The organism is Rhodopila sp. (assembly GCF_035548095.1).
In the GTDB taxonomy this organism is placed as follows: Bacteria; Pseudomonadota; Alphaproteobacteria; order Acetobacterales; family Acetobacteraceae; genus Rhodopila.
The window spans coordinates 134,645-148,926 of sequence record NZ_DASZUV010000028.1 but is presented as its reverse complement, the minus strand read 5'-3'; the positions used below and the strand labels follow the sequence as shown (position 1 = coordinate 148,926).

At 66.4% G+C, this 14,282-nt stretch carries 11 protein-coding genes; 2 read left to right on the top strand and 9 right to left on the bottom strand.

All coding sequences use genetic code 11. The annotated features are described in order from the left end of the window. Window positions 1–60 precede the first annotated feature (60 nt). From VHC04_RS19960 to VHC04_RS19950, 3 genes are read right to left on the bottom strand one after another with little or no spacing between them, the layout of a single operon-like run. A complete protein-coding gene (locus tag VHC04_RS19960; RefSeq protein WP_325684487.1) occupies window positions 61–3,138 on the bottom strand; it encodes an efflux RND transporter permease subunit in 3,078 nt (1,025 codons plus the stop codon). Between the two features lie 10 nt (window positions 3,139–3,148). After that, window positions 3,149–4,336, bottom strand: coding sequence for an efflux RND transporter periplasmic adaptor subunit (locus tag VHC04_RS19955; RefSeq protein WP_325684486.1), 1,188 nt, complete (start codon window positions 4,334–4,336; stop codon window positions 3,149–3,151). Continuing rightward, entirely contained in the window at window positions 4,333–5,856 is a 1,524-nt protein-coding gene (locus VHC04_RS19950) for an efflux transporter outer membrane subunit (protein ID WP_325684485.1), read from the bottom strand. The genes VHC04_RS19955 and VHC04_RS19950 overlap by 4 nt, the downstream gene beginning before the upstream one ends. A 99-nt stretch (window positions 5,857–5,955) precedes the next feature. On the opposite strand from VHC04_RS19950, the gene VHC04_RS19945 reads away from it, so the two are divergent. Beyond that, window positions 5,956–6,645: a TetR/AcrR family transcriptional regulator gene (locus VHC04_RS19945; RefSeq protein WP_325684626.1), complete on the top strand. Its 690-nt coding sequence runs from the start codon at window positions 5,956–5,958 to the stop codon at window positions 6,643–6,645. Between the two features lie 62 nt (window positions 6,646–6,707). On the opposite strand, the gene VHC04_RS19940 is transcribed toward VHC04_RS19945, so the two are convergent. The 6 genes from VHC04_RS19940 to VHC04_RS19915 all read right to left on the bottom strand — a co-directional run bounded on the left by VHC04_RS19940 (window position 6,708) and on the right by VHC04_RS19915 (window position 12,947). Next, window positions 6,708–7,946, bottom strand: coding sequence for an ABC transporter substrate-binding protein (locus VHC04_RS19940; RefSeq protein WP_325684484.1), 1,239 nt, complete (start codon window positions 7,944–7,946; stop codon window positions 6,708–6,710). A 175-nt stretch (window positions 7,947–8,121) separates the two neighbouring features. After that, on the bottom strand, window positions 8,122–9,426 hold the full coding sequence (locus tag VHC04_RS19935) for an MFS transporter (RefSeq protein WP_325684483.1): 1,305 nt from the start codon (window positions 9,424–9,426) through the stop codon (window positions 8,122–8,124). A gap of 227 nt (window positions 9,427–9,653) precedes the next feature. Continuing rightward, entirely contained in the window at window positions 9,654–10,385 is a 732-nt protein-coding gene (locus tag VHC04_RS19930) for an ABC transporter ATP-binding protein (RefSeq protein ID WP_325684482.1), read from the bottom strand. After that, window positions 10,382–11,110: an ABC transporter ATP-binding protein gene (locus VHC04_RS19925; protein ID WP_325684481.1), complete on the bottom strand. Its 729-nt coding sequence runs from the start codon at window positions 11,108–11,110 to the stop codon at window positions 10,382–10,384. The genes VHC04_RS19930 and VHC04_RS19925 overlap by 4 nt, the downstream gene beginning before the upstream one ends. Next, a complete protein-coding gene (locus tag VHC04_RS19920) occupies window positions 11,100–12,086 on the bottom strand; it encodes a branched-chain amino acid ABC transporter permease (protein WP_325684480.1) in 987 nt (328 codons plus the stop codon). Before VHC04_RS19920 ends, VHC04_RS19925 begins: the two co-directional genes overlap by 11 nt. Window positions 12,087–12,089: 3 nt before the next feature. After that, the gene (locus VHC04_RS19915) at window positions 12,090–12,947 is read right to left on the bottom strand and encodes a branched-chain amino acid ABC transporter permease (RefSeq protein WP_325684479.1); all 858 of its coding nucleotides are present in this window, start codon (window positions 12,945–12,947) and stop codon (window positions 12,090–12,092) included. Between the two features lie 126 nt (window positions 12,948–13,073). Here VHC04_RS19915 and VHC04_RS19910 point away from each other — a divergent pair, with 126 nt between their 5' ends. Further along, window positions 13,074–13,907, top strand: coding sequence for a fumarylacetoacetate hydrolase family protein (locus VHC04_RS19910; protein WP_325684478.1), 834 nt, complete (start codon window positions 13,074–13,076; stop codon window positions 13,905–13,907). Window positions 13,908–14,282 lie beyond the last annotated feature (375 nt).

Sequence of the window (14,282 nt, the reverse complement as noted above, 5' to 3'; positions counted from 1 at the left end):
CGTCGGGGCGAAAATGGCATCGTATCGCACGCAATGCCTCCGCGCGTTTTTGCGGATGGTCTATATCCGGCTGACCGCGCCCTCGGCGTGCTCCACCGGTTCCTTGTGATGGTTTGCGGCAATCAGCATGTAGACCGACGGCAGCACGAACAGGGTGAACAGCGTGCCGATCGATAAGCCGCCGCCGATCACCAGGCCCATATTGAAGCGGGACGCCGCGCCGGCGCCGGTGGCCAGGATCAGCGGCACCACGCCCAGCACCATCGCCGCCGTCGTCATCAGGATCGGCCGCAGTCGCAGATGCGCGGCATGGATGATCGCATCCAGCTTCGACATGCCGGCGATCTGCGCCTCGTTCGCCACCTCCACGATCAGGATGCCGTGCTTGCTGATCAGCCCCATCAGGGTCACAAGACCGACATCCGTATAGATGTTCAGAGAGGCGCGGCCGAGTCCGAGGTTGATGAACAGCAACGCGCCGGCCACCGACATCGGGATCGACACCAGGATCACCAGCGGGTCGCGGAAGCTCTCGAACAGTGCCGCCAGCGCCAGGAAGATGATGATCAGCGCCAGGCCGAAGGTCGCGGCGAAATTGCTGCTCTCCTGCACGTATTGCCGCAGCGGGCCGGCATAGTCGATCAGCACGTCCGGCGGCAGCGTGCGCCTGGCGAGATCCTGCAGTGCCTCGAACGCCGTGGCCTGCGGCACGCCCAGCGACATCACGCCGGAGATCGTGGCCGCGTTCAGCTGTTGGAAATGCGGAATGGTCTGCGGCACCGTCTCGGCCCGCACACGCGCGATGGCGGAGACCGGGACCGGTGCGCCATTCACCGTGGCGATCGGGTACCGCATCACCTGGTCGACGGTGAGCCGATGCCGCTGCTGCACCTGGGAGATCACCTTGTAGGAGCGCGAGTCCAGGCTGAAGTAGTTGGTATAGGCGCCGCCCAGCAGCGCCCCCAATGCCTGTCCAACCTGCGACATCGACAGGCCAAGCTGCGCGGCCTTGTCGCGATCGATTTCGATGACCTGCTGCGGTGCGTCGATCTTCAGGTCGCTGTCGATGAACAGAAACAACCCGCTTGCCTGCGCGTCGGCCAGGAATTTCTGCGCGATCGGATAAAGTTGCGACAGCGGCATGGTCGACTTCAGCACGAACTGGATCGGGAAGCCCTGGGCCCCCGGCAGGGCCGGCGGCTCAAAGGCCGCGATCCTCTGGCCCGTCACCTTGTTCAGCTCACCCTGCAACTGCTGCTGGATCTCGCCCGCCGTGCGCGTGCGCTCATCCCACGGCTTCAGCGTGACACCCGCGATCGACAGGCTCGGGCTTTCCACCTGGAAGCTCTGATCGCGTTCCGGAACCTGTGACAGGATCGACTGCACCTGGTCGCCGAACAGCATCTTCTGCTGCAGCGTCGCATCGGGGGCCGAGGTCGGCATCAGGATGACGACGCCCTGATCCTCCTGCGGTGCCAGTTCGGCATCGGAGGTGGTGTACAGGAAATAGATGCTGCCGATGACGATGAGGCCGAAGGCCAGCATGACGGAACGGGTACGCAGGCTGCCACGAAGCGTCCGCTCGTAGCCACGCTCGATCACGCCGAAGCCGCGCTCGATGCGCAGGGTCAGCCGGTCTCCCCAGCCCAGCTTGCCGGTGTCGCGCGGCTTCAGCAGGCGGCTGCACATCATCGGCGACAGGGTCAATGCGATGATCGCCGACATGGTCACGGCGCCGACGACGGTGAACGCGAACTCGGTGAACAGCGCGCCGGTCAGGCCGCCCTGGAAGCCGATCGGCACGTACACCGCGATCAGCACCACGGTCATGGCGATGATCGGGTTGGCGAGGTCCCGCGCCGCCTTGATCGCGGCGTCCTTGGGACTCATTCCCTCCTCCAGGTGGCGGTTGACGCTTTCCACCACGATGATCGCGTCATCGACCACCAGCCCGATCGACAATACGAGCGCCAGCAGCGACAGCAGGTTGATGGAAAAACCGAAGACCAGCATGAAGGTCAGCGTGCCGATCAGCGACAGCGGGATGGTGATCACGGGGATCAGCACGGAGCGTGGCGAGCCCAGGAAGGCGAATACCACCAGTGTGACGATCACCACGGTTTCCAGCAGCGAGCGGGCGACTTCCCAGATCGCGCTATGCACGAAGACCGTCGAATCATAGATGACGTTGCCGCGCATGCCGCTGGGCAACTGTTCCTGGATCGATGGCAGGACCTGCTTCACCCGCCCGATCACATCCAGCAGGCTGGCCGACGGCACGATCTTGATGCCGATATAGACGCCCTTCTGCCCATTGTAGGATACGGCGGAGTCATAGTCGTCCGCACCCAGCGTCACGTGAGCGACATCGCGCAGGCGGATGATGCCGCCATTGGTCTGCTTCACCACTAGATTGCGGAATTCCTCGGCGGAATGCAGCGTGGTGGAGGCGGTCAGGTTGTACTGCACCATCAGACCCTTGGTGGTGCCGATACCGGCGATGACGTTGTTCGCCGCCAGCGCCGTGGTGACATCGGCGGCGGTCAGGCCGTAGGCGGCCAGCTTCTCGGGGTCCAGCCAGGCCCGCATGGCGAAATTCTGCCCGCCCAGCAGCTCCGCCGTCTGCACGCCGGGAATCGACTGCAGCCGCGGCTGCACGTTGCGGATCAGGTAGTCGGTGATCTGATTGGGGGCCAGGATGTCACTGGAAAAGCCGATGATCAGCGCGTCCAGCGATTGCCCGATCGCCACCGACAGCGTCGGCTGTTGCACCCCCGTCGGCAGCTGGTTCATCACCGAATTGATCTTGGCCGTGATCTCGGTGATCGCCTTGTTCGGATCGTAATTCAGGATCAGGTTCGCGGTGATCGTGCTGACCGCCGGGCTGCTGACCGAGGTCAGCGTATCGATCCCGTTGGCCTGGGCGATCGCGTTCTCCAGCGGCGTGGTGACGAAGCCGGCCACGGTTTCAGGATCGGCACCGTAATAGATCGTCTGGATGGTGATGACCGCGTTCTCGGTCTTCGGATATTCCAGGATCGACAGCGCATAGAACGACCGGACGCCCAGCACCAGCAGCATCAGGCTGACGACGCAGGCCAGGACCGGCCGGCGGATGAAGATATCGGTGAATTTCATCAGCCGATCCCTACTGATCCTGCGGAACGGGTGCGTCCGGGCCGGGTGGCTCGACGGCGTTGTTCACCTCGATGACGGAGCCGTTGTGGAGCTTGAGCTGGCCGGCCGTCACGATCACATCGCCGTCCTTCAGCCCCTTCAGGATGCTGACCCGATCACCGCGCGCATCACCGGTGGTGACGAATTGCTGGTGCGCGACCAGAACCTCCTTGCCCTGCTTGTCCTTTTCCGGCCGCACGACATAGACCAGGGTGCCATACGGGTTATAGGCCACCGCCATGTTGGGCACCGTGACCAGCTTGCGCGCCGCGCCTGATGCCACCGAGGCGGTGACGTACATGCCAGGCACCAGCGTGCCGTCCGGGTTCGGGACCGTTGCCCGCACCTGGATCATCCTGTTGTCCGGGTCGATGCGCGCGTTCAACGAGGTCAGCGTGCCGTTGAAGGTCCGGCCCGGCCACGCATCGGAGGTGACCTCGACCGGCTCGCCGGTCTTCAACGTGCTGAGCGCCTGCTGCGGCAGATAGAAGTCGACGAACATCGGATCGATCTGCTGCAAGGTCACGATCGCGGTGCCTGGCGACAGGTATTGTCCGACATCCACCTGCCGCAGGCCCAGCCGGCCGGTGAACGGGGCCTTGACGGTCTTCTCGGCGATCAGCGCCTGCTGCGCGGCGACCTGGGCGCGCGCCACCTTCAGGTTGGCGATGTCGGTATCGACGGTTGCCTGGGCGATCGCCTTGGCGGCCAGCTGCCGCTGATCGCGCGCCAGGGTGATGGCGGCCAGATCGGCGTTGGCCTGCAATTGCTGCAGCTTGGCCTCATCGTCGTTGGGCCGCAGCCGCAGCAGCACCGCGCCCGCCTGCACGACCTGGCCGGACTCGAAGTCGATCTCGTCGACGATCCCGCCGATTTCGGCCGACATGTCGGCCCCCTTCACCGCCCGGACCGAACCGGACGCGATCTGGCGCGGCTGCCAGTCCGCCAGCGTTGCCTTGCCGGTGGCGACCACCGGCACGCTGTTGCGGATCTGCTCGGTGATCTGGTTCAGAATCCCGGATTTGAACTGGTGAAAGAACACCAGCCCGGCGCCGAGCAGGCCGATCAGCACCAGCATGACCAGGTAGCGCAGCCATAGCCGTGGCTTGCGCACCCGCTGACCGGCTTGCGTGCGGGGCAGGGTGGTCATGTCGTTCATCGCTGCGCTCCGCTGGCATCGGCGAGTTGTGTGTCGGTGTCGGGAAGGTTCCACCAGCCGCCGCCCAATGCCTGGAACAGCGCGACCGTATCACTGAAGCGGGTGGCTCTCGCCTTGGTGACGGACAGCCTGGCGCTGAACGCGCTCTGCTGCGCGGTCAGCACGTTCAGATAGGTGCCGCCGCCGGCACGGTACTGCGTCTGGGCGACGGACAGGCTGGCATCGGCGGTCTTCTGGGCGGCGACGGCGGCTTGCAGTGCCTCGGCGTCGCGCTCGATCGCCACCAGGGCATCCGCTACGTTCTGGAACGCGACGTTGACCGTGCTGCTGTACTGGGCGGCGGCCACGTCCAGCGCATCCAGGGCCGCCCGCCGCTGGGCATTCAGCGTGCCACCCTTGAAGATCGGCTGGGTTATGGCGGAGGCGATGCTCCACGCGATCCCCTCCGGCGTGAACAGGTTGGAGAAATTGTCCGCCCCGCGGCCGTACGCGCCGCTGAGCGTCACCTGCGGCAGCATGTTCGCGATGGCCACGCCGACGCCGGCGCTGGCGGCGTGCAGCAGTGCGGCATAGGCCCGGATGTCCGGCCGCTGCTCCACCAGTTTCGATGGCAATGAGACGGGCAGGTCCTCCGGCAGCGTCAGCGCGTTCAGGTCCAGTGTCGCCATGGAATATCCGTCCGGCCGGCCACCCAGATAGACCGCGATCTGGTTCCGTTGCTGCTGCAACTGCTTCTGCAGGGCGGGCAGGGTGGCGACCTGCTGGTCCACCAGGGCCTGCTGCTGCAGCACGTCGGCCTGGCTGACCGCGCCGAGCGCAAAGCGCTGCTGCGTCAGCGACAGCGCTTCCTTGGCGATCCGGATGATATCCTCAGTCGTGGCGATCTGGGCCCGCAACGATGCCTCGGTCAGCGCCGCGTTCACCACGTTCGCGGCCAGCGTGAGGTCGGCGCCGACCAGCTCCCAGTGCTGATATTCGGCCTTGGCGTCCAACTGCTCGATCTGCCGGCGCACGCCGCCGAACAGGTCCAGCGTATAGGATACGTTCACGTTGTAGCTGTCGTACGTATAGGTCAGCGTGCGCCCGCCGGCCACGCCGTATTGTGCGGTCGGGGCGGCCTGCCGCTGCCATTGCGCGTCGAACCCGACCTGCGGGAACAAGCTTCCCTGGGCGGCACGCACATTCTCCTGCGCCTGCCGCAGGGTGGCTTGCGCAGCGGCCAGATCGGGATTCGATTTCAGGGCCAGCGTTACCAGGTCGGTGATCTGTTGCGAATGGAACAAGGCCCACCAGTCGGCCGGAATGTCGCGCCCCTGGTCGAAACGTTGTGCCGCGCCACCCGCCCCGCCCGTCGAAACGGTCTGGGTCGGCAGTTGCTGTTCGGTAAAGCGCTGGCTGCCTGGCGCCGCCGGGGCCTGGTAGTCCGGTCCCACCGCGCAGCCGCCGAGAAGCAGGCCGGCCGCGGTGGAGGCAAGCAGGCGCCGGCGCGGCAAGGCCGGGCGACAGGTGACAACCAGCATGCGAACCTTGTAATTCCTAAGCGTGTGAGTCCAGTATCTTTATACTGGACCGATCAGTCCAGTTAATTTCTTCGCGATCCAGCTCGAGGGACCCGCTTCCTGCCATCCTCGCTCTCCCCGCCCGCCCTCCGTCCAGGCCGGCCCAAGGACCTCGCCAAACGAGCCGCCATCATCGATGCCGCTCGGCGTCTGTTCGCCATGCGGGCGTATGAAGCCGTGACAATGGAAGCCGTCGCTGCCGAAGCCGGCGTATCCAAGATGACGGTCTACAGCCATTTCGGCGACAAGGAGACGCTGTTCGAACGGGTGGTGCTGGCGGTCTCTTCCGAGGTGCTGGCCCTATTCGCGGCTTCGGCCCCCGGCGATCTGCGGGCGCGCCTGGAAGCGTTCGGCCGCGGCCTGTTGACGGTGATGCTGCGCGAGGTCTGTACCACGGAACACATGATGCCGGCCATCGTCTGGTCGGATCGGCCGCTGGCGGAACGGTTCTACGCCGCCGGACCGGGCCGGGTGCGCGAAGCGCTCGCCGAGGAGATCGCCGCCGCCGCGGGGCGCGGTGAACTGGTGGTGGATGACCCGAACCAGGCGGCCGAGGAGCTGATCAGCCTGTGGCAAGGAAGCCTGCCGGTACGGCTGCTGTTCGGGCTGGCGGAAGGCGGCACGCTGGAGGATATCGAGCGGCGGGCGCGGCGCGGCGTCCGGGTATTTTTGCGCGCATACGGTGCCGAGGCGCCGCCGCGGCCGGATGATGACCGCGACCAGCCGGGTGGCGGAACCGACCATCCTTGAGCGCTTCAGCGCCGCGGTTCCTGGCCGCCGGCTCCCTCGCGGGCGCCCGGCGCCGCCGGCCGTCAGGTCTTTTCCATCACCATCCTGCAGCCACCCTGGTCCATCGGCCGGAACGCCTGGCTGGCCGGCACGGTGCGTTTCAGCCGGTAGTAGTCCCAGGCTTCCCGCGATTCCGCGGGCGACTTCACCTCGAACAAATACATGTCGTGGATCACGCGGCCGTCCGGCCTGATCGAGCCGTGCCCGAACAGCGGATCCTGGGTCGGCAGCGCCTTCATCTGGTCGATCGCCGCGCGTCCGCTGGCCTGTGCGTGCTGCGGACCCATCTTGAGCACCGCTTTCAGATAGTGGGTCACCGCCGAATACTGGCCGGCATGGACTGATCCGGGCATGCTCCCGCCCATGCGCTTGGCGAAACGGCGGCCGAAGTCGCGGGTGCCGTCATTCATGTTCCAGTAGAACGGTTCCGTCAGCAGCACGCCCTGGGCGGCATTCAGGCCGACGCCGTGCACGTCATGGATCAGGAACAGCAGGCCGGCGATCTTCTGGCCGCCTTTCTGGATGCCGAACTCCGCCGACTGCTTGATGCAGTTCACGGTGTCGTCGCCGCCATTGGCGAAGCCGATGACCTTGGCCCCGCTCGCCTTCGCCTGCACCAGATAGGACGAGAAATCGGTGGTACCGGGGAAGGGTGCCCGGGCGTGGCCCAGCACCCGCCCGCCGGCGCCTTCCACGAAGCCGGTGGCGTCCTTTTCCAGCGCATGGCCGAAGGCATAGTCGGCGGTGATGAAGAACCAGGTGCCGCCCCCTTCTTTCACCGTGGCATCCACCACGCCGTGCGGCATGGACCAGGTATCGTAGACCCAGTGCAGGTGGTTCGGCCCGCAATGCTCCCCGGTGATGGCCGCCGAGGCGCCGCCGGTGAAGATCGCCGCCTTGTCCTTTGCCTTGGCCATGTCGCCGATGGCGAAGGCGGCCGAGGACAGCGGCACATCGGTGATCAGGTCGACGCCTTCGGAGTCATACCACGTGGCCGCGATCTGCACGGCGACGTCCGGCTTCAACTGCAGGTCCGCGCTCACCAGCTCGACCTTGAGCTGTGGGTGCTGCCGCATGAAATCCTCGATCGCCATCTGGGCTCCGGTGATGGATCCCCGGCCGGTGTTCGCCGCATAGGCGCCTGTCATGTCGGTCAGCACGCCGATACGAACCGGTTTCGTCTGACCCCGAGCGATGGATGGAGCCGTCAATGCGGCAAGGCCGCCGGCGAGCACGTGCCGGCGGCGCAGCGTATGCGTCATGGATGTCCTCCCTGTTATCGTCCTTCGTTATGCTTCTTCGTTGTCAGTCATCGTCGTATGAATGACTGGCATCGGCAAGACGATTTGAGGACCTTGCAGGCCGGCGACACGGCAAGGTTCGGGAGCTTGCGACGGGGCGACGGGGCGACGGGGCGACGGGGCGACGGGCGACGGCTCAGTCGCCGTCGATCACGACGTGGCGCGCGCGTAGCGCGAGACTTTCCGGCGTCTCCTCCAATGCGCGGTCGTGATCCGTGCACAGGATGGCGATCGCCGACACGATGGCGACGGAGCCGATCACCAGCAGGCCGCCATCGAAGCTGCCCGTTGCGTCCTTGATCCAGCCCATGACGAACGGTCCCACGAAGCCGGCGATGTTGGCGATGGAGTTGATATAGGCAACGCCGGCCGCCGCCGCGGCGCCCGACAGGAACGCGGTTGGCATGGCCCAGAACACCGGCAATGTTGCCCAGGCGCCGAAGGCCGCCACGCACAGGGCAATGAGGCGCAGCACCGGCGAGGGCAGCAGGGCGGTCGCGACCAGGCCGATCGCGCACAGCATGAAGGCGATGGCGCAATGGCTGCGCCGCTCCAGCAGTCGATCGGAGCGCTTGCCGTACCAGATCATCCCGAAGGCCGCGACCAGGAACGGAATGGCGCTGACGAACCCAGTCTGCATCGTGGTCAGGCCGAACTGTTTCACGATTTGCGGCAGGAAGTAGACGATGCCGTAGATCGAATAGGCGATACCGAAGCCGCCGACACCCAGCAGCAGAACCCGCGGGTTGGTCAGAACCTGCAGCACGGACAGGTCATGCACCGCCTCCCGCGCCCGGCGCTCCGCGTCCTGACGCGCCACCAGCCAGTCCCGTTCATCCTGCGCCAGCCAGGTTGCCTGGGATGGTGTGTCCTTCAGCACGATCAGAACGATCACGGACAGGATCAGGGCGGGAATGGCTTCCACAATGAACACCCATTGCCAGCCGCGGAAACCCAGCCATCCATCCATCGAGGTCAGGATGATGCTGGAGACCGGCGCGCCGAACACCGCCGAGAACGCGCTTGCGGCCATGAACGTGCTGACCATGCGGCCGCGATAGGCGGCGGGGAAATAGAGTGACAGATAGAACAGCATGCCGGGGAAGAAGCCGGCCTCGGCGGCACCCAGCAGGAACCGGACGAGGTAGAAGGTGGTTTCGCTCTGCACGAAGGCCATGGCGCCCGACAGCAGGCCCCAGGTGAACATGATGCGGGCGATCCATTTGCGCGCGCCGACTTTTACCAGGATCAGGTTGGACGGCGTTTCCAGCAGGAAATAGGCAACGAAGAACACGCCGGCGCCGAATCCATAGGCGGTGGCGGAAAAACCCAGATCCTTGTTCATCTCCAGCGCGGCGAAGGACAGGTTCACCCGGTCCAGGTAGTTGACGAAATAGCAGGCGATGGCGATCGGAATCAGCCGATTCATCACCTTGCGCATGGTCCTGCCTTCAAGCTCCTCCACCGTCGCGTCCCCCTGTCGTTGTTATCCTCGGCCGCCGGAGGCCGTTGCATCAGCGAGGTTTGCGCAACCACGAATGGGTGGCAAGACCGCGCCGGCCGGCAATGAGCCGGGATGGCGCGGACAGGCGGACATTATTTGCGTGCTGAGGTCTCCGGCGTACTGGTATCCCGTGAAAGGATGCCGGTACGGCCGCGTCCAGACGGCTACGAGGCGGTGGTTTCCAGCCCCAGGTAGATTCGTTGCACGTCCCTATCATCGGCGAGTTGTGCGGCGGGGCCTTCCAGCACCGTGCGGCCGGTTTGCAGCACATAGGCATGATCGGCGACTTCCAGCGCCAGCTCGACAGCCTGTTCCGCCAGCAGAAGGGTCAGCCCGTCGCGGCGCAGCTGGCCCAACGTTTCGTACAGGGACTCGACGACCGCCGGCGCCAGCCCCAGGCTGGGCTCATCCAGCATCAGCAGCTTCGGATCGCTCATCAGCGCCCGGCCGGTGGCCAGCATCTGCCGTTCCCCGCCCGACAGCGTGCCGGCGCGCTGCCGCCGCCGCTCCGCCAGGCGCGGGAACAAGGAGAAGACGCGTTCCAGCAGCGCCGGCACGCGCTTCTTGTCGGCCAGCACCGTGGCGCCCAGGCGCAGGTTCTGCTCCACTGTCTGTTGGACGAACAGGCGCCAGCCTTCGGGTGCCAGCGCCAGGCCGCCGCCGACGATGGCATAGGCGGGCTTGCCGCCGATCGCCTGGCCCATCCAGGTGACCGATCCACCGGCCGGCGGCACCAGCCCGGCGATCGCATTCAGCGTCGTGGTCTTGCCGGCGCCGTTGGAACCCAGCAGCGCGACGACCTTGCCGGCGGGCACGGTCAGCGACACATCGGCGATGCCGATCAGGTCGCCGTAGCGCACCGCCAGGTTGCGGACCTCCAGCAACGCGTCGGTCACAGCCGCACCCGCTTCATGTGATGGCCGAGATAGGCGGCGACCACGGCCGGATCGTCCACCACCGCCCGCGGTGCGCCGGCGGCGATGACCTTGCCCTGGTGGAACACGATCGCCCGTCCAGTCAGCGAAAGGATGACCTCCATGATGTGCTCGACGATGACGATGGTGACGCCGCGCGCCTGGATGCGGCGCACCAGCTCGATCGCCAGCCGCACCTCGGCCGGCGTCAGCCCGGCCAATGCCTCATCCAGCAGCAGCAGCCTCGGCTCCGTCGCCAGGGCCCTGGCGATCTCCAGCCGCTTGCGGCCGGGCGTGCCCAGGGAACGGGCCGGCGCGTCGGCGAGCGCATCGAGACCGGTGAACGCCAGCACCTCTTCGGCGACGCGCCGGGCGGCGGTGCGGTGGCCGTGGCGCAGAAAGGCGCCCACCATGACGTTGTCGACCACCGTCATGTCCTCGAACGTCACCGGCACCTGGAAGGTGCGGGCCAGCCCCAGCCGGGCGTGCTCCTCGGGGGTGGCCCTGGTGACCTCGCGATCCAGGAACCGGATGGTTCCGGCGGTGGGCTGGGCATCGCCGGCCAGGCAGTTGAAGAACGTGCTCTTGCCGGCGCCGTTCGGTCCGATCAGGCCGATGATCTCACCCTCCGCCACCTCCAGCTCGGCGCCATCCACCGCTCGGAAGGCGCCGAACGCCTTGACGATGCCGCGCGCCTCAAGAAGCACGCGACTCACTCCCGGTGGCCTTGCGGGTGATCAGCGTCTGCCACAGCGCGGCCATGCCGCCGGGCTGGAAACGCGCGACCAGCAGGATGATGGCGCCGTAGACGATGAAGGTGATGCCGGTGCCGCCGCCGCCGAACGCCGCGTTGGTGGTTTCCTCCAGCGGGATCAGGACGACCGCGCCGGCCAGCGGGCCGAACAGGGTGCCGGCCCCGCCCAGGGCCGCGACGATCACCATCTTGACCGAGATCAGGATGCCGAGCGCGCTGTCCGGGTCGGCAAAGCCGACCATGACGGCGTACAGCGAGCCAGCCAGCGAGGTGAAGGCGGCCGACAGCAGCAGCGCATATAGTTTGTAGCGCAGCACCGGCACACCCAGGCTGCGGGCCGCCCGGTCGCCGCCGCGGATCGCCGCCAGGTAATAGCCCATGCGGCTGCGCGTCATCCACCAGGTCAGGCTCAGCAGCACGATCAGCACCGCCAGGAAGATGTAATGATACGGCAGCGGGCTGATGAACGAGAGATCCCACGCGCCGCGCGGTACCGGCGGACCCATCAGCCCGACCGCCGCGCCGACCAGCGGCCAGTTTGCCGCCAGGATGCGCACCAGCTCGGCCGCCGCGATCGTCGCCATGGAGAAGTAGTGGCCGCGCAGGCGGAACGTGGGTGTGCCGACGACCGCTCCCAGTGCCATGGAGATCACCACGCCGATCGGTGCCCCCGCGATCGGCGGCCAGCCCCATCGGTTGAACACCACCAGGGAGGAGTACGCACCGGCGCCGAAATATACCGCGTGCCCGATCGAGACCTGACCGGCATAGCCGCCCAGCAGGTTCCAGGCGCTGGCCGAGATCGCCGCCAGCAATACCAGCGCGCCGATGCGTTGCCAGAATACGTCCTGCATGACGAGCGGCCATGCCGCGATGACGATGAAGGCGGCGATCACCAGCGGCCAGGCGGGGAGAGCGGCGCGGCGCATCGGTCAGTTGGTTCCCATCAGGCCCTGCGGCCGCACCCACAGCACCAGCAGGAACAGGGCATAGACCACCACGTCCTGATACACCGCGCCGATCAGATAGGCCGACAGCGCCTGGATCACCCCGATCCCCAGGCCGGCGATCAAGGCGCCCGGCACGCTGCCGAAACCACCCAGGCAGACCACGACGAAGGCGATCAGCGCCAGCGATTCACCCACGGTGGGGGAGATGTAGAAGAACAGCGCGATCAGCGCGCCGGCGACGCCGGTGGAGGCGGCGCCGACTCCCCAGGCCAGCGCCTGCATCCGGTCCGGGCGAATGCCCATCAGCATGGCGGCACTGCGGTCCTCGGCCACCGCCAGCAGGCGGGAGCCCAGCGTGGTGCGTGTCAGCACGAGATGCATGCCGATCGTGATGATCAGTGCCAATACGCCGGCCAGCAGCCGCGACGCCTCGATGCGCAGCCCGCCGATGTCGAAGGTGCCGCCGACCAAGGTATCCGGCAGCGACACGAAATTGGCGGTGAAGGCCCAGAATGCGGCATAGCGCAGCACCAGCGCCAGGCCGAACGTGCCCAGGATCTGCGCCAGCATCGGTCCCCTGGCGACGTGGCGCACGAGACCCAGGTAGACGACGACCCCAAGGATGAACAGCAGCGCGGCGGCGCCGGGGACGAAGATGGCGGGGCCGAGTTTCAGCAGGGTGAAGGCGAGGAAGGATGCGTACATCGCCAGCATGACGAAGTCGCCATGGGCGAAATTCACGACGTTCATCATGCCCCAGATCAGCGTGAGGCCGGAGGAGAACAGGGCGTAGACGGATCCCATCAGCAGGCCGCTGACCACCACCTGCAACAGAATCACCCCACCTGTCTCCCCGCTTCTTTTGCGCGGTGCAACATGCCGGATCGGTCCGGGCTCCACAACCCCGCTTGCCGCCCGCTGACCGCGGTCGTATCGGTAGCCGGACCAATAAACAGGAGCGTCGCCGTGAAACTATTAAGCTTCCGCCGTCCGGACGGCACCGCGAGCTGGGGGATCGCCAAGGACGAGGGCGTGATCGACATGGGCGACAAGGCGCCGGGCCTGAAGCACGCGCTGTGGGCGACCACCTCGCTGGCCGAGGAGGCGACGCGGCACGCCGATTTCAAGCTGTCCGACATCAGCTTCCTGCCGCCGATCCCGGACCCGGAGAAGATCCTGTGCGTCGGGCTGAACTACCTGTCGCACATCAAGGAGGGCGGGCGGGAGCCGCCGCCGAAGCCGATCATCTTCACCCGCTATCCGAACGCGCAGGTCGGCCATGGCCAGGCGATGGTGCGGCCGAAGGCGTCGGAGACTTTCGATTATGAAGGCGAGCTGGCGGTGGTGATCGGCCGCCGCTGCCGGCATGTGAAGGCGGCGGACTGGCAGGGCGTGGTCGCCGGCTATGCGTGCTACAATGACGGTTCGATCCGTGAGTGGCAGCGGCACTCCACCCAGTTCATCCCCGGCAAGAACTTCTTCAGGTCGGGTGCCTTCGGGCCATGGATCGTGACGCCCGAGGAAGTGGGCGACATCACCAAGGCGCATCTCATGAGCCGGCTGAACGGCGTCGAACAGCAGCATGCGACGATCGACGATCTGTGCTTCGATATTCCGACCCTGATCGAATACTGCTCGACCTTCACGCAGCTGGAGCCTGGGGACGTGATCGCCACCGGCACGACGGGCGGCGTCGGCGCCTACCAGAACCCGCCTTTGTGGATGCGGCCGGGTGACACGATCGAGGTGGAGATTTCCGGCATCGGCGTGCTGCGCAATCCGATCGTCGCCGAGGATTAGGCGCAGGCCCTTCACCCCGCCGCCGGCACCATGCGGCGGGGGGATCGCGGCGCGGCGCGCGGCTTCTCGCAGGATGGTGGACAGCACGCGACGGTGGACAGCACGCGATGGTGGACAGCACGGGCAGGACCAGGTGGCCGCGGAGCCGCCGTCATGGCTTGCTCATACGGATCAAGTAACGAAAATGGCGGACTTCGCACAATGTCCCGCCACCGGCCCCGACGGGATGCCGGGGCGGATCATCGGCCTGCCCCTGATCCTGTAACAATCGGACGCGGCGGCCGGCCAAGCTGCAACGCTTGTGTCACGGTCCCGTTATGCTGCGGCGCACACAAAACAGCCATGTCTACAGTCCGGCATTACTGCCGGGGCTCA